We start from the raw sequence: 23,447 nt of genomic DNA on the forward strand, positions 1-23,447 counted from the left end.
AAATATTGATGTATTTCTTTTATTAGGAGGAGTTTGTGATTTATTCTTATTTATATCCATTTACTGAAGATGTTTCAAAAGAGTTACCGAACTATGCAGAATATGCTTCGTTCTTTAAACGTATTACACATATTTTAAATGAGCGCATTGAAACAACATGGCGACCATTAAAATTAGTTTTAAATAATTCTCAGTTCGATCAACATATTATCGAATTAATGCATAAAGACTTACTAAAATTCGAAGTTCTTACCTATTTATATGAAGCAGAACCAACCTATAATTTAGAACCATTATCGTGGTTACAACAAGATGATGCACTGCATGAATTTATTACATTTGATAATAAACTCATTTATTATCCTAATTATGAAGTAGCCATTGCACCAGCAACACTATTTTGTGAGGACTCATGGCGAGAAGAAGAAATCTGTTACTTCGCTCCGTCTTCTGAACATATGAAGAAGTTCATTGATGGCGTGAATAAACAATTGCGTAATGTGCTTATGTCTCAAGTATCATATTTAGTCGATACAGACGATGGTTTACGCCGTAGTAATTTAGGCGAATATGGTGATATTTCACGCGAAGATGTATTTTTAGATGAGCAATTAAAGCGTAATATTTTCCGTTCAATTGATGAATTCTTTAAAGATGACGGACAGTTTTATAAGCACTACAACATTCCATATAAGCGTGGTATTTTATTATATGGTTCACCAGGTAATGGGAAAACAACACTTGTAAAGTCAATTACTGGTTCTGTCGATGCACCTGTTGTTTATTGGCAGATTACGGAGCATACAGACAGTGAATCGATTCAAGAAGTTTTCCGTTTAGTTAGCTCACTGTCTCCTGCAATTCTTGTCATTGAAGATATTGAATCAATGCCTGAATATGCACGCTCTGTCTTTTTAAATGCACTAGATGGAGCACAGTCGCGTCATGGTGTATTCGTCATTGGGACAACAAATTATCCTGAACGCATTGATCCAGCTCTCATCAATCGTGCTGGACGTTTTGACCGAGCTTACGAAATTAAAAACCCAAATAAAGAGATGCGCCTGCATTATTTACAAAAACTTGATCAACAGCACATCTTCACAGAGGAGCAACTTGAACATGCTGCAAAATTATCGAAAAAATTATCGATGTCTCAATTGAATGAATTCTATATTTCTGTAGCACTTAACTGGCACTATGACCAAGAGTTGAACTACGAAGAAGTCATTACAGACCTTCAAAAACAACGTAAAAATACGGAACGAAATGAATGGGAAGAAGACGAACATACAATCGGGTTTTAATCTATACAAAAACTGCTGAATGATGCATTAAGTCATTCAGCAGTTTTTTTAAATTAGTGGATTTTCACGTGCTTCTTCAATAATACTCGTAGCAAGATGAATGCCATTTTTTAATGCTTCTGTTGAACCTGCGGGATGACTTGTGTCCACTAATGTAAAGTATAACCCTTTAATTTCATCACTTTTAACAGGTGGACGAATGTAGGCAGCCGCGAACGTTTTCGAAATAGCTCCATGTATGCCACCTTTCGTTGAATTGAATCGATTTTTTAAATCTTTGGATGTCCAGACTTTTTCTTCTACAATCGATTCTTCTAAGTCAAAACCATATTTTTTCAATTCGCTCACTAAATGATGTCGATAAGAAGCGACGCTCGCTCGGTAAGATGTAGAACGTAAATCAACTGATGGAATCGACACCATTAGTACTAAGCAATCACCCGATTTAAAACGTTTAGGTTCTTGAAAAGCAGGATTATAAATATAAATGGTCGGATTTTCTGCAAATTCTCCATTTAAAATTTGTTCTACTTCTCTTTCCACATCACTTGAAAATAAAACAGTATGTGTTTTTAAGTTCGTATAGCGATCTAATCCAAGTAGTAAAACAAATTGAGATAAATTATTTTCCCCTGTTACAATGAATTTTTCTCTTTCATTCACAACTGTAAAATCGGATAAGAGCGTATCGCTATTTAATAGTTGCGCACTACTAATTAATACATAGTCTGATTCAATACTCAGATTTTCGTTAATTTGGATACCTTCTACTTGGTTATTTTTCAAATGTATTTTTGTAATTTCTTTTTCGGTATAAATTTTAACTCCTAATTCGATAGCTAGCTTTTTTAATGCACAAGGTATCTCCCTTGTTCCACCCTTCACATAAAAGACATCTGCCGTTAGTATGGGGTATAGAAAAGCAGCAAAAAATGCAGGTGTAGACCTCGCTAACATTTCACCACGATTTGCGTATTTCGCAAGTAATTGAATAATTTGTTCATTCTCAAAATATTTACGTAAAAAGTGGTCCAAACTTTGAAAAGGACGTAATTTTAAAATCAAATTACGAATAGGAATCTTTACTAATTTTGACCAATTTGTAATTTGTAAATTCATTGATAATTCATTCACTTCAAAATATAGTCGTTTTATTTCTGCTAAAAAATCGTGATAATTTTCAGCACCTGTAGCATCTACTTTTTTTAATTGTTCAATCATTTCTTCCACATTTGTAGAAAGGCAAAAATTATCGCCATTTTCAAAATAGACATGTGTATGATGTGTTAAAATTTCCAAATCAAGATAATTTTCTATATTTTTTCCTGCCATTAGAAAGATACTTTCAAGTAATTCTGGAATCGTAAAAAAAGTTGGGCCAAACTCAAAAAGATGATCTTCAAACTGTAATGCTGTAAAATTCCCACCTACTTTTTTACTTTTTTCATAGATGGTAACCTCGAAACCTTCTTTCGCAAGTAGAATGGACGCTGTTAGTCCACTTAACCCCGCACCAATAATCGATACTTTTTTCATATCAGCTGCCCTCCTCTACTTTTGTTTTTGAAACGACGATAATGCTCATCATGATAAAAAAAGCAACAACACCGGTTTCCCAAAGACCTACGCGTAAAGCGATGATGATTGGTATACTCATAATCGAAACAAAAACTCCAATCATATAATTCTGCAATGTGATCGAATACTTAACAAGCCAAATCATTTCTAAAAATAATAAGATGATATAATAAATAATTGAAAACCCAATAATAATAAAGTACCCACTTAATTGAATTTCAAAATGATAGTATGAAAAATCACCTATATAATAGCGATTAAACAATGCAAAAATTGGAATGATAAAAAAATGTATAACAATAATGATAAAAAAGCTAAAAACCGTGCGCATAGCGAGAGGCATTTGATATGTAAAAGCTTGTATGATTGCAATACTCACAAGCCATAAACTAGCAATTGCCATGTATAATAAGTGTTCATATGCACCACCACTTTTGATGAAAGGAAGAAGGCTTCCGTAAGACATAATACTATATACTGAAATCCATACAAATAAAGCATATAACAGTCCCTTTTTAACACCAAATAATGTACTAAAGTAAAGTGTTGCGATGATGGCTGCATATAATAACATTAATAATAACATCCACCAGTCTCTTTTAGAAAGAATTGGAAGCATAATGAGCAGTAGAACGATTAAATTTACAATATAAAAAATAATAAATACATTCTTTTTCATTATGCTTCTCTCCTTTTAAGTTAAACGAACAAACTGACTCGCTAGTGGATTCCAAATAGAATACGTTTCAGTCCCTTGATCACGACTTAATAAACAGACTTCTTGAACAGATAATACTTTATTCGTTGTATTCATTTCGTAAACAACATCTTCAATTTGAATCGCTTCATACTGACTGCTTAATGATTCTCCTGTTACTTTTGTATAAAATGATTGAATACATCCTTTTTCCAAAAACGAATGAGAGAAATCCATTTTTTGTTGTTTACTTACAGCTGGATGAATCAAGTGCTCACGAGATAAGAATTGATTGACTTCTTCAATCCATTGATCTGTCACAGGTTCCCAATAACAAGTAAAGGTTTTGATATGGTGTTGTAAGGAAGCACAGCCATCAATTGCACTTTCTTTACCTAAATCTGTTAATTCATACTGTTCTTGATTTACGATGATTGCCCCGTCTGCTAGTAACAACGCAATATTTTCTCGTAAATCCTCCTCTTGAAAACCAAGCATATCTTGTAACAAATCTTCATTTAATGATGATAGCGCTAAAAAACGAAGAATTTGTTCGGCGAAAATCGAATACTTTTTTTTCGCTTGAAAATGAATTGTCACTTGATATGCATTAATCGGCAGTTCGTATGGTGTAATTTTTTGAATACTATATAAATCTGCCATTTGTTTTTCAGTTAATAATTCATACATCATATCTAGTGTATATTTCATCTAGTTACCTCCTTACACAGATAATTGGTCTTGTTCACAGTCGATTACATAAGGTTTTTCTACTTGTTCATAAATCGCTACATAATCTTTAAGAGGGTTCATCTGTAAATGTTCATAAATCTCTTGTCTTTCTATATAACTAAAACCTTGTAAACGTAGATTTTGTTCAAACATCTCTAAATCTATTAAAGAGCGCTCACTTAAATCTGTCGTAACAAAAGCTATATTTCTATGTTGTTGACATAGTAATAACATATCCAACCAAGTATATTGAACATCTTCAAACAAGAAGAGATCGCTTGATTGTTTCGAATGAAGTTCTGCTGTAAAACGCAAACGACTTTTTTGTGTAATCAATTGATACCAACGTCCTTCATATTCTTCTAAAGTCAATTGATTTCGCCATACTTGCATTGCATGTTGCTGTTCTAGATGACGTGTTTTATTCATTGCTTTTCTTTCAATATCTACTTGGATTTTTTGTGCTTCTTTAAATAATACTTGGTGATGTGCTTTGAAAATTTTCAATTGTTGTTGTAATTCTTCTTGTTGCATATGAATAACGTGATTTGCTTGATTGAATTGTTCAATTACCGCTTTCGAATTTACAATATCATGCTGTAACAAATCCATCTGTATGTTCATTTCTTCTTTGTTTTTAATCACAACTGCTGTTTTTTCTTCATATTGAGACGCTAAAGATAAAACATACGTTTCCGCTTCTTCTACCATGCGCTCATGTTCTTCAAGTACATCATACTTTGATAACAATTCCGTTTTATATTGTTTCCGAGCATTTTCTAAATCCTCTAACGTATCATATTGCTGACTACGACCAGAAGTTGTTTGTTTACTTAGCTTCACGGTTTTACGCATGGCTGAAATATCTTGATTCGCTGTTTCGATGACGCCTTCATATTCTTTTTTCGCTTGTTCTAAACGATTAATAAAATCATCCATTTTTGTTTGCAGCATGCGCACATCTTGGTCAAAACGAAATTCAATACGTTCCGCATAATCTAGTTGTATCATTAATTTCTGTTCTAGTTTTTCTTTTTCTTGTTTCATACCTGCTAAAGCATATGTTAATTTACGGACACTTTCCACAACATGTTCTTTCCAACGATTTTTTGCTTTGTAGTTAATCCCTAATGATAGTGGTTTATTATCGAGTAAACCCAATAATTGTGTTAATTGATCTTCTGCATAATGACGATCATAATGTGCGTTCGGCTCATCTGGAATCACGAACGAAATTCCAACCTTTTTCAATTCATCTTCTACATATGGGAACTGGTCATTTAAACGCTCTTCAACTGCTTCAATACCATTAAATTTTTCTAAATAAATTTGGGTTAATTCTGCATAAGAACTTGCAAATTGTAAATCCATTGGGATATCTAAAAATTCAGCAGTTTTTTTAACTTTTTGAATTAATGCTTGAACATGCTCTACTTGTTGATTTGTCAAAAATAATTGGTGTTCTGTTATCATGTCTTCCATATATTTTTTTCCAGTATGCTGATCTGTTTGAATACGTTCAATTTTAAGTTCACAATCTCGGATAATTATTTGTGAACTTTCGATTTTTTTCACTGCTTCAATATTATCTGTATAAGAAGGAATTTCTTGATTAAAAATTAACCATTCTTGCTCTAAATCTTGATAATACTGAATTTTTTCTTCTTTTTCGCGTTGTAAATCTTTTACACGCTGCTGTTGCTCATGCCATGCATCTTCTAATTCAAAACGTTCTTGCATTAATTGATCATTTTTAAAAGCTAATCGTTCTTGTTCTTGTTCATATTGTGTGATGGCTTCTTGCATTTGGGTGATTTTTTGAAGATTTTTTTCTTCTTCTTCTTTTAAATACTGCTGTGTTTGTTCAACTCTACTTACATATTGCATATTTTGTTGTAACTTTTCATTATAGTGAATCAACGCTTTTTGCTGTATTTTTTCTTCACGTTCACTTAATGCATTCGATACTGTCGTGATTTCTACTGTATTTTTTTCAATCAATGGTGTTTTTACATATTGAATTGCCTCATCTGCTCGACCATCTGCATGAATTGGTAGTAAATGAACATATTTTTCAGATAATTTTTGTGCCAAATCATATTGATGAATCGATAAAGTCAATTGTTCATGACTATCAACAAGTTGATTCACTATATGTTGAATACCTTGTTCTAGATCATCTTTCATCATCGTAAGACCTGAAAAGTTGGTTTGGGTATGGTATGGATTTAATAGTGGATGGTGAATTTGGGGGCAATGCATATGTGCATCGTGTATAGCTCGCAAACGTCCTCGTAGAATGAGTAATTCATTATATTCTTTTTCTTTGTATAAATAAACTGTATCAATTGAATCACCAAAAACAACTGTTGCATCTTGTAAAAATAGACGATTTTCTTCTACATTCATCTCATCACATCGAGCAATTTTTTCGAATTGATCTCCAATACGCTTCCACACTTCTTGACCTTTTTGTTGCTTCGAAGTGAGAGGTGTTTCATATAACGTAACCGTTAAAGCTTCTTGCACTTTTTCAATTGAAGCGACACTATACGGATAATGAGCTTGTTCCATTAAATAATCAATATATGTTGACCAGCTATCTAACTTCTTTAAAATACGTTGCTCGCTTTCACTAGAAGGTAATGTATAAAAAGCTGTCCAAAATTCTGAAGATAGCGTACTTTTTGGTTCATTCAAATGAAGTTCGATTAATAGATAGGCATCATCTATAGGCAGTTCACACTGGATTGTTGCATCTATAATTTCAAAAGCTGATACACTTGCTTTTACAAGTAATTGTATCGGATGTTGTGATGCGTGATGTTGTATAAATACACCTAAAAAATGAGCATCTTGTGTTACTTGTGGGTAGCGTATAACTTTTGCTTCTCCTTCAAAATCTTTCAATAACATGTCGACTGTTCGTCCATCTTCTAGCAATTGTGATGAATTATTTTGATCCAATTGCCATTCTGCTTTTACTTTTTCCATCATCAGCACATCGCTCCTTTATTTCAATTCTCTGTTCAATCTATACCCTCTCTGTTCTAAATTTAACAATATTATCAAAATTTGAACACTTTTATACAAAATAAAAGAAGCTAAGGATGTCTCCCTAGCTTCTTTTGTACTTATGCTTTTTGATAGCGTAATACAGGATTACGTGCAGCACGTGTTTCATCTAGACGGTTAATGACCGTTGTATGCGGTGCTTCCTGTACGATTTCTGGATTTTCTTCTGTTTCTTTTGCAATTTGAATCATTGCATCACAGAATTCATCTAATGTTTCTTTTGATTCTGTTTCAGTTGGCTCAATCATCAATGCTTCTTCCACATTTAATGGGAAGTAAGTTGTTGGTGGGTGGTAGCCAAAGTCTAACAGACGTTTTGCGATATCAAGTGTACGTACACCTAATTTCTTTTGACGACTCGCACTTAATACAAACTCATGTTTACAGTGTTGTTTGTATGGAAGTTCGAAGTATGGTTCTAAACGACGCATCATATAGTTTGCGTTTACCACTGCTTGTTCAGTTACAGCTTTTAAGCCGTCTGGACCCATTGTACGAATGTAAGTGTAAGCTCGTACATTAATACCGAAGTTACCATAGTAAGGTTTTACGCGACCAATTGTTTGTGGACGATTGTAATCAAACGCAAATCCTTCTTCTGTTTTAACTAATACAGGTGTTGGTAAGAATGGAATTAAGTCTGCTTTTACGCCTACAGGACCTGAACCAGGACCACCGCCACCATGTGGACCAGTGAATGTTTTGTGTAAGTTTAAATGTACACAGTCAAAGCCCATATCTCCCGGACGTGCTTTAGACATTACAGCATTTAAGTTAGCACCATCATAGTAAACTTTACCACCTACTGAGTGAATGATATCTGCAATTTCAAGGATATCTTCTTCAAATAGACCAAGTGTGTTAGGATTTGTTAACATAAGTGCTGCTGTATCGTCGCCCACTTTTGTTTTTAAATCTTCTAAATCGACAAGACCATTTTCAGCTGTTTTAACTGTAACTGTATCAAAACCTGCAACTGCAGCAGAAGCTGGGTTTGTACCATGCGCTGAGTCTGGAACAAGTACTTTTGTACGTTGTACATCACCATTTGCTTCGTGGAATGCACGGATCATCATTAATGCTGTCCACTCACCATGTGCTCCAGCTGCTGGTTGAAGCGTTACTTCATCCATACCTGTAATCTCTACAAGATGTTCTTGTAAATCATACATTAACTCCATTGCACCTTGAACAGTTGACTCATCTTGTAGTGGATGGATGTTTGCAAACCCTGAGAAACGCGCAACAGCTTCATTAATTTTCGGATTGTACTTCATCGTACAAGAACCAAGTGGATAGAACCCTGAGTCTACACCATGGTTACGATTTGATAATGCTGTATAGTGACGCATAATATCTAATTCTGATAGCTCTGGTAATTCAGCTGCTTCTTCACGAATTAATGAAGAAGGAAGGATCTCTGATAAATCTACTTCTGGTACATCTAGTTCTGTTAAGCTATATCCTGTACGACCTTCTTTTGAAAGTTCGAATACTAATGGTTGATTATCCTTATGCATGTTGAGCCTCCATTTCTGCAACAACTGCGCTCGTTTCAGCGACTAATTCGTCGATTTCTTCTTTTGAGCGTTGTTCTGTTATACAAATTAATGAATGATTTGCTAAGTTTTCATTTACGCGTTTCAAATCAAAACCACCGATGATGTGTTTTTCAAATAATGCTTTATTCAATTCTGTTACATCTACTTTTGTATTTACAACGATTTCGTTGAAATGAGCACCTTTAAATGTTACATCGAAGCCTGCTTTTTCAAACGCTTCTTTTGCATAGTGTGTTTTCAAAATATTTTGTTTCGCCATTTCTTGCATACCTTTTTTGCCAAGAGCTGTCATCGCTACAGAAGCAGCTAATGCATTTAAGGCTTGGTTCGAACAAATATTTGAAGTCGCTTTTTCACGACGAATGTGCTGCTCACGTGCTTGTAATGTTAATACATAACCACGACGACCTTCTAAATCAACTGTTTCCCCTACTAAACGACCTGGTACTTTACGCATTAACTTTGTTGTTGTTGCAAAGAAACCACAGTGTGGGCCACCAAATGCTTCAGAGATACCGAATGGCTGTGCATCACCAACTGTAATATCTGCACCTAATTTACCTGGAGGTGTTAGGATTGCAAGTGATAATGGATTAGATGATACAACTGATAAACCTTTTACTGCATGAATTAGTTCTGATACTTTACCTAAATCTTCTACTTGACCATAGAAGTTTGGATATTGAACTAATACAGCAGCTGTTTGATCATCGATTAATGATTCAAGAGCTTCCATATCTGTTACACCATCTTTAGCAGGAACAGTTACTACCTCAATCGATTGACCGTATGCATATGTTGTAACAACGTCTTTTGAAATTGGGTTTACTGTATCAGAAACTAAGATTTTTTTACGGCGTGTATGTGCAGCAGCTAACATACCAGCTTCTGCTAATGCTGTTCCGCCGTCATACATTGACGAGTTTGCTAAATCCATACCTGTTAATTCAGCAATCATTGTTTGGAATTCAAAAATAGCTTGTAATTCACCTTGTGAAATTTCTGGTTGGTAAGGTGTATAAGCTGTATAGAATTCTGAACGTGAAATCACATGGTCCACAATAACTGGTTTGTAGTGGTCATAAACACCTGCACCTAAGAATGACGTATATTCGTCATGGCTCGCATTTTTCTTTGCTAACGCTGATAATTCTTTTAATAAAGCTGTTTCAGATTTAGCTGGTTTAATATTATACTCACCTTTAAAACGAACTTTTTCCGGAATATCGGCAAATAATTCATCTACAGATGAAACGCCAATAACGTCTAACATTTCTTTTTGATCTTGTTCCGTCATTGGTAAATAACGATGCTTCATAGGTAAAAACCTCTCTTTATTGTTTTATTTTGAACGCTTATAGAATGGTGTTGCGACAACAGATACTTTACTACGACGATTACGCACTTCAATTTCTAGTTCTGTCCCTAATTCAGCAAATTTTGCGTCAATTAAAGCTAAACCAACATTACGTTTTGTCATTGGTAATTGTGTACCAGTTGTTACCTCACCGATTTCTTGATCACCTGCGAATACTTTGTACCCATGGCGTGGAATCCCTTTATCAATCATTTCAATCCCAACACTTTTACGTGATACGCCTTGCTCTTTTTGAGCTGCTAATGCTGCTTTCCCAACAAAATCTTCTTCTTTGTTTAATTTCACAACGAAGTTAATTCCTGCTTCAAGCGGTGAAATTGAATCAGATAATTCTTGACCATAAAGTGGTAGACAAGCCTCGAAACGTAATGTATCACGACTACCTAGACCACATGGGATGACACCTTTGTCTTTTCCAGCTTCTAAAATGGCATTCCATTGTTCTACAACGGCATCATTTGAAGCGTAGATTTCAAAACCATCTTCACCTGTATAACCTGTTCTTGAGATAATTGACTTATGTCCTGCTACTTCTACATCTGATTGTAAATGGAAAGGCTTGATTGCACTTAAATCAGCTGTTGTTAGCGTTTGAAGCACTTCTTCTGCAAGTGGCCCTTGCAGAGCGATTAATGCAAAATCATCTGAAGCGTTTGTAATTTCAACACCATCGATTTTATGTTCTAACATCCATGCGAAGTCTTTTTCAATATTTGCGGCATTGACAACTAATAGGTATTCTTCTTCATCCAAACGATAGATTAGTAAATCATCCACAACACCACCGTTTTCATAGCACATTGTTGTGTATTGTGTTTGGTTTACTTTTAGCTTCGATACATCATTTGTTACAAGTTGTTGTAAATAAGCTAAACTTTCTGAACCTTTTACGAAAATCTCACCCATGTGTGATACATCGAAAAGACCCGCCTTTGTTCTTACAGCTTCATGTTCTTCTTTGATTGATGAAAATTGTACCGGTAGATCCCATCCACCGAAATCAATTGTTTTGCCACCATATTGAGTATATGTATCAAATAATGGTGTTCTTTTTAATGCGTTTGCCATTGTGTAACCCCCTTTATTTCATAAAAAAAGACAGAGAAATCCTGTTTATTTAGGATTTCTCTGTCCTTGCACCTGAAAGTTTGACCAATAATGGCTTTCCCCTTTGGTGGCTGCACGAAGCAGCGCTCTCCAGAGTTGCGTCCTGTACGAGTCTTTTTGCCTGAGAGATTCATAGTGATTTTTCACTACTTGCTCCTTCGGCGACGTAACTTTACGTTCTCTCCCCGTACATTCACCCGCGCGAGTTTTATCTCGATCGATTCGTTTGTAAGTATTGTCAATGTATTATAACAGGCTTTCTTGCATATATCCTAACATTAAAACCTCATACTCCGCAATATTTTTATTGAAAAACTTTAAAAACCGAACATTATTTTACAATAAACACCAAATCATTCGCCTTTTAAACGATTCACTTGGAATCCCGCGTACTCCACAATCTGTCTCAGTGTTCTGTTTTCTGTTTTGATTGTAATGTGAGCTGCTTGCTTATATGCTTTTCTTCTTTCATGGTATAACTGCTCTAATTCTTCTTTTGTCGAGCGCTGTACAATAGGGCGATTTTTGTCACGATGTATTCGTTTCCAAATATCCGGAAATGTAGCATCTAAAAATAGGACGAGTCCTGTTTCACGCATAATTTTACGATTTTCTGGATTAACCGCTACACCGCCACCTGTTGAAATAATACAATATTCATCGCGAAATGTACGTAAGAAATCGGTTTCGATTTGTCGAAAATAATCTTCACCATGTGTTTCAAAAATTTCTGGAATCGTCATCTTTTCTCGTCGAACAATTTCGTGGTCCATATCATAGTAAGGTAATTTCAAATAAAAGCTTAGGCGACGACCGATTGCGCTTTTACCGCTACCCATATAACCCACTAAGTAAATCTTTCGCATCTTTTCACCTTCTCCAGTTACGACTCACACAACCTTTTAACCGTTAACTCATTTTTTATATAGTAGCATGAACGTGGCGTGATTCCAATAACTGTCGACCAATCCGCTTAGATTTTTATAGAAAAATAAGTTAATCTTGCTTTTTTGTGTACATTTGTTGAATTTCACTGATGGTTTGCTGCTCTAACTCTTCATACAAAAGCATATTCGTCTCGTATGATTGAAATAACGTTAATACATAACTCGAAATAAATAAAAGTAAAATAAAGAGTATAGGTAACATAAAGCCTTGCTCATTATTTAAGCGATAAAACAAAAGTTCTCCTCCTTATCGTGTCGTTTCCCATTTTACATTGAATTGTGAAAAGCTCTTTTTCTAAAGAAAAATGAACTTTTGTAACAGCGACTAATTTAATATCTGTTCCATCCCCTAATCCATATGTTTTGATAATACGATTTTTAGAAAAACGATATGTGGATAAATACTTTTTCTCTGGATTCGTTTCGTTTGCTTGCTCTAATTGAATCTCTTGATCATTCACTACATAAATTGCTTCGGATTTTTGTAAATCCGCTCTAAACTCACTCAAAAATACTTCAAACTCTGCTGTATTTGTTCCAATCATAAATTCTTTAGTCTTCTCATACCATGGAATGATGAGTGGTATGGTTGCTGCAACCATACAGAGGCACAGTAGTTGTAGTAGTGCTTCTAACAATGTGTAGCCAGATTGATCTACTTGTACTTTACACATGAAGATTTTCGCTCCTCTTTGTATAAGTAGGTTGTACATACTTGTTGCGCAGCAATTGTCCATTGATAAAAACTACGGTCTACTTGTATTTCCCCTTGTACTTGATGAGGATTTTTCAAATGTATTTTTGTTGCTTCATAGTTTACATGCATAGCATGCAAGCTCATTCGCCGCTTTTGCATTTGATCATATAAATCATTCGTCATTGGAATGAGCGTTAAAAAAATACAACTAAAAAAGAATAATGCTAACATCGCTTCCATCATCGAAAATCCATTTTGATTATTTGACCGTGATACGACCTGACCCCAGATAAACATAAACATCTTGTTCGCCTCCAAAATACAGAAAAGTAAGCCTCCCTACATACGATGCATTGCCATTTTCGTTAAAGCCGATTTTATAGAGTGTTGATCCTCTCTTAATTTTCATACTACTCGGCATCGTTCGAACAAAAATCTTTTTATTGGTTTCTCTTTTTTTAGCTGAATACAAATGTGTCTTTTCATCAAAAATTAAATCCATTTTTACACGATGATTTTTAGCATATTGCTGAATATAAACTGCGTCACTGACAAGTTGCTCAAAGAAAAAACGTGTTTCTTTTTCTTGAATGCCTTTCGTACCATAAATAAGTGCAATGCTAGCTACGATTAGTGTCATCATAAGAACGAGCAACATCTCAACAAATGTAAAACCTTGCTCACTGCGGTGCATTCGACTTAACTTCACCTTGTTCAATCGTCACTTCATATGCCTTACAGCTTTTTTCTTTTGAGCCTTCCTTTAAATAATGTTCTGCTTCAAGCACTTCAATCGTTGTTGGATATATGCCTTTATCAATTTTATATGCTTCTACTTGCCCTTGAACCATCTTCACGTAAGCATTGCACCCTTTGTCATCGACAGTTTGGAAATGTTTCGTAATATTAGGGATCGCAATCAAAATGAGTACTGTGATGATAAATAGTACAATCAACATCTCAATCAGAGTAAAACCATTTTTCTTTTCTTTTTCTTCTATTTTCACTGTTGTTCCTCCTATACATAATCAATCATTTTATACATAGGGAGCATAATCGAAATGTATGCACCCAAAATACAAATCGCGATAATCCCAAAAAGAATGGGTTGCATAAACTTTAAGACTTGTTCTATTCGCTCGCCCATTCGCTCATTCATGAACTCATTCAATATTTGAAGCTCTTTACCAAGGTTCCCACCTTGTTCTCCATGTACGACAAAAGCATAAAACTCTTTATGTACATATGGATTCAATGAGATCGCCACGGATAAAGATTCCCCTTGTGCAATCTCATTTAGTAAATCCTGTGCAATATATGCAATCATTTTTTGATGTGATTGATTGGCTAATAGATGTAAAGAAGCTTGTAATGTAAAACCAGCCTCTAGTAGAGAACCTAATTCAAAAGCAATCTGCTTTGTTAATTGCAAACGCAACACTTGATTCACAATTGGAATTTTAAAATATAAAAGTAACTTTTCGCCTGTTTTCTTTTGCTTGGTATAACGTAAAAACAAAAGAATTGTTATCACAATGACAATGACAAAACCAATTAAATAGTCTGGTAAATGCAATAGAATTTTAGAGATGGTTAACTGAATTTGATTCGTTTGCTGCTTTTGTAACATCATCGCTTCCATATTTGGCAAGAAAAAAGTACGAAAGCAGATGAATAGAACGACTAGAAAAACAAATAAGAATAATGGATAGGATACTAGTTTTAAAACTTGTTCTTTATTCCCTGCTTCTTTATTCATCATTTGTGCAATCATTTGTAAGGCATTCACTGTCGTACCACTTTGTTCTGCCACATATAATGAGATAATATATTGTTCTGAAATCCCTATCATGCGTAAAATATCGCAAAGACCCTTCCCTTCAAGTAAACTCATATGAATGCGTTCTTCAATTTGATTTATATGCGCTAAATGATGTGGAATTAACATGCGTAATGAATCGTTCAATGAATAACCTTCTTGTAAGAGCGTGCTTAATTTAGCTAAAAATTTCGGCTGATCTCTTCGTAATAAAATTGCTTTTTTACGTTGTAAGAACATTGGGTAGGATTCCCCCATCCTCGATACCGCGCATCATTTTATATCGAATGGTCTCTTGAAGAGGCAATTGATAATTTTGTTGTTGTTTTAGTGCGTCAAACGCGTCTTGTAAATGTGCTGCATCCAAAAATTCATACAAAGCCTTTAGCGGTTGCTGTTCTGTATTTTCCACAACTAATTGTTGTGTTGTAATAGATAAAATTGTTTGCTCTAATTCATCTTTTGAAATACCTAGATCGAGTAAACGATGTAAGCAACCAAAACTATTTTTTGCATGAATTGTAGAGATAACGAGATGACCTGTTAGAGCTGCTTCAATCGCAATTTTCGCTGTTTCTTGATCACGAATCTCACCAATCATAATAACGTCAGGAGAATGCCTTAAAATCGCTTTTAAACCTGCTGAATACGTTACACCTGAGCGTTCATTCACTTGAATTTGTAGCATATTTTGCTGCTGACTTTCTACAGGGTCCTCTAATGAAATAACATGTTTTGATAATTGTTTTGAGCAGTATTGTAAAAGTGCATACATCGTTGTCGATTTACCACAACCTGTTGGACCACAAAATAAGACAATTCCCTGTTTCGCTTGTACAATCTGTTCTAAATGTTTCGCTGCTTCTATCTGAAGTACGATGTCTTGTAATGGCTTTGCTACATTTTGAATCATTAAACGTACAACCATGCTTTCTTTCATCGTGGAAGAAGGTAATGTTGATACACGACAAGCAATTTGCTTTTGTTCTGTAATGTATTCAAATGATCCACTTTGCGGGCGTCTTTTCTCTGAGATATCTAATACAGATTGATATTTAAAATGCGAAATCATTTTCTCACCGAGCGTTAGTGGGATTTCACCTGCTGCCATCAAACGATTATATTTTCTAAAAAACAGCTGATAATGTTCTCTTGTCGGTAACATGTGTAAATCAGAGGCTTCTAGTTCTAGCGCCTGATTCAATAACTGCATACACTTTTTTTCAATCAAACTCTCTAGTTCCATCCATTCCACTCCCTTCATTTTTTCTTAGTATGCTCTTTTGTTCTCATAGATTTCAAAAGTCGATTTTTTAAAAAGATAGGTAAAAAAAACGATGTTTTAACAAAATAACTGTTCTTTTTGAATATTTTAATAAAATAGCTTTTTGCTTGATTGTGTTTCCAAAAAACTTGATATTATACAAATAAATATAAAAGGTTGCTTATTTTACTGATTGTTCACCGTTTTTCCTTTATAATGGAAGTATTATGTATCGGAGGTGCGTGACAACTATGCAAAACTCTTTAAAAATCACGAGTACACTTGCGGATGAAACACGTTTTTCAATTTATCAATATATGTTACAAGAGAAAGAGAACTTCACTGTACAAAATATTGCTGACAAATTTAATATTCATCCGAATGTAGCTCGTTTGCATTTAACTAAACTAAGCGAAATTAACGTAATTTCTGCTGAATATGAAAAAACAGGTAAAGGCGGTCGTCCAGGACGTATTTACCGCGCAGTTGAAAATGGTATTTCACTATCTTTCCCAAAACGTAATTATGAAGAATTACTCGATTGGGTACTTGAAATTCTAGACGAATTAGGTCCAGAAGCTTTAGAAGTTGGGACGCGTATTTGTTATCAAAAAGGACAAACTGAAATTCGTCATATGCTACAAGAACAAAAAACAGAGGCATCACTTTTAACATTTGACGAAAAAGTAGATTGTATTACAAAAGCAGCTTCTTTAATCGGTTATATCCCTCTTGTTAAACAAGAAGAAGGTCAAGAAGAGCGTTCAATTCGTTTCGCTGTTTATAATTGCCCTTATCATAACGAGATTGATCAACATTCAGAAACAGTTTGTGCGCTGCATGAGTCATTCTTAAAAGGACAATTTGATTATCTATTTGAAGTAGATGAATTTGTTAAACTTGAAAATATGACAGATGGTTGCAAATACTGTTCATATCGTATTCAAACGAATGGTTAACAAAAAGAGGAAGAAGCTAAAATGCTTCTTCCTCTTTTTATAGAAAAATGTTGAATGATTTTTAATATTTAAAATCCATTTAAAAATGGGTTTTGATCAATTTCCTCACCGACAGTTGTTGGCTCATCATGCCCCGGATAAATTACTGTTTCTTCATCTAATGATAATAGATGATCATGAATACTCTTTAATAATAATTTAGAATCGCCACCAATTAAATCCGTGCGTCCTACGCTACGCTTAAATAGTGTGTCTCCTACTACAGCAAAACCATCCTGTTCAAAAATCAAACTTATACTACCTGGTGAATGTCCTGGCGTATGTACCACGTCAAATTGGAAGCTCCCAATTGTCGTTGCTTTTTCTGCTTCTAAAAAGGCATCTGCTGGACGAATAGAATAATCTGGTAATTGCGCATATTTTCCTGAACCATTTAATTCAGGATTACCTAGCCATTCTTTTTCTTTCTTGTGCATATAAACCGGAATATGAAAAGCATCACGTAAATCATCTACTGCACCGATATGATCGAAATGTGCATGTGTTAATACGATTGCTTGCGGTTTTAAATTCGCTTTACGAATTTCACGAATCAAAAATTCTCCTTCTTCACCTGGATCGATAATCAGGCATTCACGCGCTGCATTCGCGATTATATAACAATTTGTTTGAACAGGTCCTAATGCATATTTTCTAATATTTAACATCATCTTCACCTCTCTGCTATTATAACGTAGTTTTAGAAGTTCTCGCATGAAAAAAGCAAAACAGAGCAAATCTACTCTGTAATTTGCCCTGTCTGTTTATCATAAAATCGAAGTAAGTCTCCATTAATAACTTGGTCGGATACTTCTAATTTACGATTTGCTTGTTTAATATATTTTTCATATGGTTGCGTATTTTGAATTGGTTTACCTGTCTGTGCATCATAAAATGTTTCTGCTGCATAGACAACGCGGTCTGTCACAAAACGTCCATCTCGAAAGACAGTAAAGTTTTGATGTTCTTTCGATAATAAATCTTGTCCAAATTGTACATCTTGTGTGGTATTCAATCCAAGTAAATGCAGAATCGTTGGGCGAATATCTAATTCTCCAGCTACTTCATGCATTACTTTTCCTTTATTTGAACCTGGAATATGGATGAAAAACGGAACGCGCTGTAATTTTGCTGCATCATACGGTGTAATCGCATCTTTACCTAAATACTTCGCCATCGCTTTATTATGATTATCTGAAATACCATAATGATCGCCATACATCACAATAATAGAATTATCGTATAAGCCACTCTGTTTGAGGCGCTGGAACAACACTTTTACTGCTTCATCTGTGTAACGTGCTGTCTGGAAATAGCGATCTACCGTTTCATCACCAGAATCATATGGTTTAATATACTGATCTTCCTCATCTGATGTGAACGGGAAATGATTCGATAACGTCAACATTCTTGTATAGAATGGTTGTGGTAAATCTTCCATCAACTTAACAGACTGCTCCATAAAGGGAATATCTTTTAAGCCCCAGTTTGCTGAGTTCTTCTCTGTCACATTATATGACGCTACATCAAAAAACTTTTTAATATGCAGCGACTCATACATTAAATCACGATTCCAAAAGCTTTTATTATTTGCATGCATAACAGATGTATAATAACCCGTGTCATTCAAACGACTCGCCATTGATTCAAATGTATTACCTGCATTCGTAAAGAATACTGCACCTCGCCCTGTCCCGTACATTGAATTTTCTACAATAAATTCTGCATCAGATGTTTTACCTAAACCAGTTTGATGATAAAATTCATCAAAATAAAATGTATCAGGGTCTTTTGTTAACTCATTTAAAAAAGGTGTAATGGTCTGTCCTTTCACTTGATTGTTAATGACAAAGTTTTGCATGGATTCAAGTGAAATAATAATGACATTTCGATCTTTCGCTAATCCAAAGTATGAGGGATTCGGTTCTGCTTGATTCGATTTTACATAGTTCGATACTTCTGTTAACTCACTACCATCTGCTAAGACACGCTGCGCATGTGATTTTGATTGGACGAAGGCATCATATAAATGATAGTCAAATGTACCAATACTTTTCACGAGAATTTCGCGATCAAAACTGCGCGTTAATAATTGCGGTCGTTCAATTTCAGCTAATCCTAAGTTGAAACATAAAACCGCCACACTGAAAATAAAATACGTACGGCGTTCTTCTTTTTTAATCAATTGGAACTCTTTTACGCTATGTATTTTTTTCAATGTAATATAGATGATGAGAAAACCAGTTGCGTACCAAATATCTTTCAGACTAATCAATGTCGTGATTGAATTACCTAAATCACCAAAATTACTCGTTTGAAAGAGAACAGGTAATGTAATAAAGTCGCTATAAAATCGATAAAATACAACATTTCCATAGAGAACAAATGTTAAAATCCCACTTACAATAAGGTAATAGCGATTTCGCTTTTTAGCTGTTTTAAAAAATAATGCCACACCAAAAATTAATAGTAAAAACGGTAATGGATTAATGAATAAAATAATTTCTTGAAGCAGATTTTCGACTTTTAAATCAAAACTCGTTTTATATGTAAGATATGTTTGAATCCACATGGTGCAAACTACAACAAGTAACGCTGTGTATTTTCCACTTTTCTGAATCATGTTCCCACCTTCTTTCACTTTATATTCTTTACCTTTTTTTAAAAAAATAAAACAATCCTACAAATGCACGATTGATTTGTAGGATTGCATACATTACTTAAAAATCACCGCGTTGTCGTTTAATACGTGTTTCTTCCATTCGAAGTATATGACGTGCTACTTGGTAATCTCGAATTGGTAGAATTCCCGCCTTATATAATTCTTGTAAGTCATCTGCCATTAAATGCAAATCACCGATTGGATCCTTTGTATAAATAATGGTGCCAAACTTTTTTAAATATTGTCGAATATCATATACATTTTCCATAATGTTCTATTGTTCTTCCCTTCGAGCCTCTTTACAGGAGATGATGTGTTCTTCCGTAATTATTTTCCCTACAGGTAAATCATACGCATCTGTCGGCACTTTTTCAACTATCTGCATGTCAAATGCCATCGCAATAACAGTGCGATTAAATTGCGCTAAGTAGCGATCATAATAACCCCCACCATAACCAATGCGATATCCACTTCGATCAAATACAATACCTGGGGCGATAATGACATCAATTTCCTCAGCATGTACTTGTTTTGTCTTAGAAGGAATTGGTTCTTTTAAATCCATATAAACGGTTTCTAGCTGTTCTTCATTGTCAAAGATGTAAAATGTCATGGTGCGTGTTTTCGGGTCACAGCGAGGCACTGCAACCTTTTTATCCATCTTCCATAAAGCTTCAATTAAATGCATGGTATCCACTTCTGGAAAGTTTGAAATCGTGACGGCAATTGTTTGTGCATTTTTTATTTCGTCTAAATTAATCACTTTATTATGTATCATCCACGATTTTCTTTTATGTTCCTCTTGAGATAGTGCTACAAGCTTTGTTCTGACATCAGTTCTAAACTTCTTTTTATCCAATGAAATCACCCTACCTTATTAAAATGGAAAAGCCAAAACCTACAATAGGTTTTGGCAATGAGCATTACTTCGTTTCGCGATGAAGTGTCATCTTTTGTTCACGAGAGCAATATTTGTTCAATTCAAGACGTTCTGGATTGTTACGTTTGTTTTTCTTTGAAATGTAGTTACGATCGCCACATTCAGTGCAAGCTAATGTAATATTAACGCGCATGGTTACCCCTCCCACTCTATATACAGAATAAAATGTCTTAGTGAGCATGATTTATACGACTAAACCATTATAACACAAATGTCTAAAAAATCTACTATCATTTCTATATAGAAATACATATGTTACAATAAGTTAAAAATAACTACATTTTATGGGGGAAGATTGATGGATTTATCCGTTATTTTAATGGGAGTAGGTATTCTCATTGTCATCATTTCATTTTTTACAGGTAACTCAAAAAAACGAACTGAAAAAGAATTAGAAGAATTATCGATGTCTTTTTATCAAGAAAACAATCAATTAAAACGTCGTTTAAAAATAATTGAAGAAGAATTAATGTTATCTCAAAAAAATATACCACCAATAGCTAAAAAAATGGCTCCTTCTGCTTCTCATGTGAATCAAATTTTAGTGAGCCAAGTTCTTGCATTACATAACCAAGGCTTTAATCTTCAAGAAATTGCAAAACGCTCTTCGCTTGATTATGATCAAATCGCTACCATCTTACAAAACGAGGTGACGAAGCGATGAGTGTAAAGTCTGTTATTCGTACAATTGGAATCAGTATTTTTGTAGCAGGCGCAACGATGAGTTTAACACAGATGAAGCAAGAAGCAGACGGAAAAACAACACCCGCTAAAGATGAAGTCGTCGTTAAAAAAAGTGATATTAAACAGTATCAACAACAAATTACGAAACTCCAAGAAGAAAACGCTGTACTGGCTAAAAAGAAAGATACTACTCCTTCTAAAGCAAAAAAAGAAGTGAAAACCTATACGCTAGATGTTCGTTCAGGCATGGGTACTTCTGAAGTAAGTGAGGCACTTGAAAAAGCAGGTATGATTAAGAGCGCAAGTGACTTCGAAAGCTATATCATTAATGAAGGCAAAGCTTCTTCTATTCAACTTGGAAAGAACAAACTAAATTCAGAGATGTCACAAAAAGAGATTCTAACTGCAATTACAACACCAAAATAAAAAACGGAGACAAATGTATCGAAATACTTTTGTCTCCGTTTTTTTGTCGTATATTTTCATGCTCTTACTTTCTTAGCTATTCAGTTCGCGATGTGTCCCTTTTAATAAGAAGAAAAGTCCTTCAGCTAGATTCGTTGTGTAGTCACCAATTCGTTCAATCGACTTACAAATAAAGCTCAGTTGAATAATTTGTTCTAGTTTTGCACCACTTTCTTTCGCTGATTCCACTAGTTCTACAATCGCTTCACCGTAGAGTTGATCGATTTCGTCATCTCTTTTAGAGATAGCTTTCGCTAGTGGTAAATCTTCTGTTGCAAGAGCCGCTAACATATCTTCCAACATCGTTTTTGTTAATAAACGTAACTTCTCCACTTTCTCTACTGAATAATGCAGATTCGCATCTCCTAAACGAATGGTTTCTTTTGCAATATTCACCGCATGATCACCTATTCGTTCCATATCAGAAGCTGCGCTAACAATCATCATAATACGGCGTAAATCAGTTGCTACAGGTTGTTGCTTTGTAATTAAGAGAATCGCTTCATCTTGGATATGTTGCTCTAGACGATTCATAAATTGATCTTGTTCTAAAATCATCATTGCTTGATTAATATCTTTTTCTAAAAAAGTATCGACTGATTTATCAAATGCACGAATCGCCATTTCACATAAATCAATTAATAGTTGATTTAAATCTACTAGATGTTGCTCATACTTTTCACGTACTACCATCTTCTTCTCCTCCTTATCCAAAACGGCCCGATACATAATCCTCTGTACGCTGATCTGCTGGATTCGAGAAGATTTTATCTGTTTCGTCGTACTCGATTACTTCCCCGTTTAAGAAGAATGCAGTTTTATCAGAAATACGCGCTGCTTGTTGCATGTTATGTGTTACGATAATAATCGAATAATCTTTTTTCAATTCCTGTACTAATTCTTCTACTTTCAAAGTAGAAATTGGATCGAGTGCAGATGTTGGTTCATCCATTAAAATAACGTCTGGTTCAATCGCTAAACAGCGTGCGATACAAATACGTTGTTGCTGACCACCTGATAGACCATACGCATTTTCATGTAGTCTGTCTTTTACCTCATCCCAAATCGCTGCACCACGTAAACTTCTCTCAACAATTTCATCTAAGATTTTACGATTTTTAATCCCATGAATACGTGGACCGTATGCAATATTATCGTAGATTGATTTTGGGAATGGATTTGGCTTTTGGAATACCATGCCTACTTTTGTACGTAGTTCTTCCACTTGATACGATTTATCTAAAATATTACGATTGCGATAATGAATTTCTCCTGTTGTACGAACAGAAGGTACTAACTCAACCATACGATTTAATGTTTTCAAATACGTTGACTTCCCACAACCAGAAGGACCAATAATCGCTGTTACTTCATTCTGTTTAATGTCTAATTGAATGTCTTTCAATGCATGTTTATCGCCATACCAAAGGTTTAAATTTTCAGTCTTATAAATACTTGCCTTCTCAGACGGTGTAATCACTTTTAAATCTTTTTTCTTTTCTTGCATTGCTTGTTCAACGATTGGTTTTTTGACC

Annotated in this window: 26 protein-coding genes and 1 riboswitch; of the genes, 4 read left to right on the forward strand and 22 right to left on the reverse strand. The window is 34.6% G+C overall.

Annotated features, from left to right (window positions below; all coding sequences use genetic code 11):
* Positions 1 to 35: 35 nt before the first annotated feature.
* Complete coding sequence (locus tag QN089_RS08695; protein ID WP_068452945.1) at positions 36 to 1,307, forward strand: AAA family ATPase; 1,272 nt, start codon at positions 36 to 38, stop codon at positions 1,305 to 1,307.
* A 48-nt stretch (positions 1,308 to 1,355) separates the two neighbouring features.
* Here the strand turns inward: QN089_RS08695 and QN089_RS08700 are convergent, their stop codons facing one another.
* From QN089_RS08700 to comGA, 15 genes are all read right to left on the reverse strand, one after another.
* Positions 1,356 to 2,843, reverse strand: a complete 1,488-nt coding sequence (locus QN089_RS08700) for a phytoene desaturase family protein (RefSeq protein WP_285215106.1) — start codon at positions 2,841 to 2,843, stop codon at positions 1,356 to 1,358.
* A gap of 1 nt (position 2,844) precedes the next feature.
* A complete protein-coding gene (locus QN089_RS08705) occupies positions 2,845 to 3,564 on the reverse strand; it encodes a hypothetical protein (RefSeq protein WP_068452939.1) in 720 nt (239 codons plus the stop codon).
* 15 nt (positions 3,565 to 3,579) lie between these two features.
* Positions 3,580 to 4,293: a hypothetical protein gene (locus QN089_RS08710; protein ID WP_285215107.1), complete on the reverse strand. Its 714-nt coding sequence runs from the start codon at positions 4,291 to 4,293 to the stop codon at positions 3,580 to 3,582.
* A 12-nt stretch (positions 4,294 to 4,305) separates the two neighbouring features.
* Entirely contained in the window at positions 4,306 to 7,311 is a 3,006-nt protein-coding gene (locus QN089_RS08715; protein ID WP_285215108.1) for a coiled-coil domain-containing protein, read from the reverse strand.
* Positions 7,312 to 7,448: 137 nt separating this feature from the next.
* On the reverse strand, positions 7,449 to 8,909 hold the full coding sequence (gene gcvPB / locus QN089_RS08720) for an aminomethyl-transferring glycine dehydrogenase subunit GcvPB (RefSeq protein ID WP_068452930.1): 1,461 nt from the start codon (positions 8,907 to 8,909) through the stop codon (positions 7,449 to 7,451).
* Positions 8,902 to 10,269, reverse strand: coding sequence for an aminomethyl-transferring glycine dehydrogenase subunit GcvPA (gcvPA, locus tag QN089_RS08725; protein WP_285215109.1), 1,368 nt, complete (start codon positions 10,267 to 10,269; stop codon positions 8,902 to 8,904). The genes gcvPB and gcvPA overlap by 8 nt, the downstream gene beginning before the upstream one ends.
* A gap of 24 nt (positions 10,270 to 10,293) precedes the next feature.
* Positions 10,294 to 11,397 carry a glycine cleavage system aminomethyltransferase GcvT gene (gene gcvT, locus QN089_RS08730; RefSeq protein WP_068452923.1) on the reverse strand — a complete coding sequence of 368 codons (1,104 nt, stop codon included), beginning with the start codon at positions 11,395 to 11,397 and terminating at the stop codon, positions 10,294 to 10,296.
* A gap of 138 nt (positions 11,398 to 11,535) precedes the next feature.
* Positions 11,536 to 11,633, reverse strand: a riboswitch (glycine riboswitch).
* Positions 11,634 to 11,789: 156 nt separating this feature from the next.
* Positions 11,790 to 12,302 carry a shikimate kinase gene (locus QN089_RS08735; RefSeq protein ID WP_068452920.1) on the reverse strand — a complete coding sequence of 171 codons (513 nt, stop codon included), beginning with the start codon at positions 12,300 to 12,302 and terminating at the stop codon, positions 11,790 to 11,792.
* Positions 12,303 to 12,432: 130 nt separating this feature from the next.
* Positions 12,433 to 12,618: a hypothetical protein gene (locus tag QN089_RS08740; RefSeq protein WP_068452917.1), complete on the reverse strand. Its 186-nt coding sequence runs from the start codon at positions 12,616 to 12,618 to the stop codon at positions 12,433 to 12,435.
* Positions 12,599 to 13,057 carry a competence type IV pilus minor pilin ComGF gene (locus QN089_RS08745; RefSeq protein ID WP_285215110.1) on the reverse strand — a complete coding sequence of 153 codons (459 nt, stop codon included), beginning with the start codon at positions 13,055 to 13,057 and terminating at the stop codon, positions 12,599 to 12,601. The genes QN089_RS08740 and QN089_RS08745 overlap by 20 nt, the downstream gene beginning before the upstream one ends.
* Positions 13,039 to 13,383: a PilV family protein gene (locus QN089_RS08750; RefSeq protein WP_285215111.1), complete on the reverse strand. Its 345-nt coding sequence runs from the start codon at positions 13,381 to 13,383 to the stop codon at positions 13,039 to 13,041. Before QN089_RS08750 ends, QN089_RS08745 begins: the two co-directional genes overlap by 19 nt.
* On the reverse strand, positions 13,340 to 13,774 hold the full coding sequence (gene comGD, locus QN089_RS08755; RefSeq protein ID WP_068452913.1) for a competence type IV pilus minor pilin ComGD: 435 nt from the start codon (positions 13,772 to 13,774) through the stop codon (positions 13,340 to 13,342). Before comGD ends, QN089_RS08750 begins: the two co-directional genes overlap by 44 nt.
* Positions 13,761 to 14,081, reverse strand: a complete 321-nt coding sequence (comGC, locus tag QN089_RS08760; RefSeq protein ID WP_087680460.1) for a competence type IV pilus major pilin ComGC — start codon at positions 14,079 to 14,081, stop codon at positions 13,761 to 13,763. Before comGC ends, comGD begins: the two co-directional genes overlap by 14 nt.
* A gap of 17 nt (positions 14,082 to 14,098) precedes the next feature.
* The gene (gene comGB, locus QN089_RS08765; RefSeq protein WP_285215112.1) at positions 14,099 to 15,139 is read right to left on the reverse strand and encodes a competence type IV pilus assembly protein ComGB; all 1,041 of its coding nucleotides are present in this window, start codon (positions 15,137 to 15,139) and stop codon (positions 14,099 to 14,101) included.
* The gene (gene comGA / locus QN089_RS08770) at positions 15,123 to 16,145 is read right to left on the reverse strand and encodes a competence type IV pilus ATPase ComGA (protein ID WP_087680256.1); all 1,023 of its coding nucleotides are present in this window, start codon (positions 16,143 to 16,145) and stop codon (positions 15,123 to 15,125) included. Before comGA ends, comGB begins: the two co-directional genes overlap by 17 nt.
* A gap of 269 nt (positions 16,146 to 16,414) precedes the next feature.
* Here comGA and QN089_RS08775 point away from each other — a divergent pair, with 269 nt between their 5' ends.
* A complete protein-coding gene (locus QN089_RS08775; protein WP_068452750.1) occupies positions 16,415 to 17,122 on the forward strand; it encodes a helix-turn-helix transcriptional regulator in 708 nt (235 codons plus the stop codon).
* A gap of 68 nt (positions 17,123 to 17,190) precedes the next feature.
* Here the strand turns inward: QN089_RS08775 and QN089_RS08780 are convergent, their stop codons facing one another.
* The 5 genes from QN089_RS08780 to rpmG form a co-directional block, all read right to left on the reverse strand.
* Positions 17,191 to 17,829 (reverse strand): MBL fold metallo-hydrolase, encoded by a 639-nt coding sequence (locus QN089_RS08780; RefSeq protein ID WP_121175922.1) that lies wholly within the window; start codon positions 17,827 to 17,829, stop codon positions 17,191 to 17,193.
* A 71-nt stretch (positions 17,830 to 17,900) separates the two neighbouring features.
* A complete protein-coding gene (locus QN089_RS08785; RefSeq protein WP_087680257.1) occupies positions 17,901 to 19,784 on the reverse strand; it encodes an LTA synthase family protein in 1,884 nt (627 codons plus the stop codon).
* Positions 19,785 to 19,881: 97 nt separating this feature from the next.
* A complete protein-coding gene (locus QN089_RS08790) occupies positions 19,882 to 20,091 on the reverse strand; it encodes a YqgQ family protein (protein WP_087680258.1) in 210 nt (69 codons plus the stop codon).
* A gap of 6 nt (positions 20,092 to 20,097) precedes the next feature.
* Positions 20,098 to 20,691, reverse strand: a complete 594-nt coding sequence (locus QN089_RS08795) for a 5-formyltetrahydrofolate cyclo-ligase (RefSeq protein WP_325943923.1) — start codon at positions 20,689 to 20,691, stop codon at positions 20,098 to 20,100.
* A gap of 55 nt (positions 20,692 to 20,746) precedes the next feature.
* Entirely contained in the window at positions 20,747 to 20,896 is a 150-nt protein-coding gene (gene rpmG / locus QN089_RS08800; RefSeq protein ID WP_068452731.1) for a 50S ribosomal protein L33, read from the reverse strand.
* A 165-nt stretch (positions 20,897 to 21,061) separates the two neighbouring features.
* Here rpmG and QN089_RS08805 point away from each other — a divergent pair, with 165 nt between their 5' ends.
* Together QN089_RS08805 and QN089_RS08810 are read left to right on the forward strand one after the other, a co-directional pair.
* The gene (locus QN089_RS08805) at positions 21,062 to 21,427 is read left to right on the forward strand and encodes a hypothetical protein (protein ID WP_285215113.1); all 366 of its coding nucleotides are present in this window, start codon (positions 21,062 to 21,064) and stop codon (positions 21,425 to 21,427) included.
* A complete protein-coding gene (locus tag QN089_RS08810) occupies positions 21,424 to 21,873 on the forward strand; it encodes a hypothetical protein (RefSeq protein WP_285215114.1) in 450 nt (149 codons plus the stop codon). The genes QN089_RS08805 and QN089_RS08810 overlap by 4 nt, the downstream gene beginning before the upstream one ends.
* Positions 21,874 to 21,945: 72 nt before the next feature.
* Here QN089_RS08810 and phoU read toward each other — a convergent pair whose 3' ends face one another.
* Positions 21,946 to 22,605, reverse strand: a complete 660-nt coding sequence (phoU, locus tag QN089_RS08815; protein ID WP_068452719.1) for a phosphate signaling complex protein PhoU — start codon at positions 22,603 to 22,605, stop codon at positions 21,946 to 21,948.
* A gap of 13 nt (positions 22,606 to 22,618) precedes the next feature.
* Positions 22,619 to 23,419: a phosphate ABC transporter ATP-binding protein PstB gene (gene pstB / locus QN089_RS08820; RefSeq protein WP_087680461.1), complete on the reverse strand. Its 801-nt coding sequence runs from the start codon at positions 23,417 to 23,419 to the stop codon at positions 22,619 to 22,621.
* Positions 23,420 to 23,447 lie beyond the last annotated feature (28 nt).

Origin of the sequence: Kurthia sp. YJT4, assembly GCF_030219945.1 — a bacterium.
Lineage (GTDB): Bacteria > Bacillota > Bacilli > Bacillales_A > Planococcaceae > Kurthia > Kurthia gibsonii.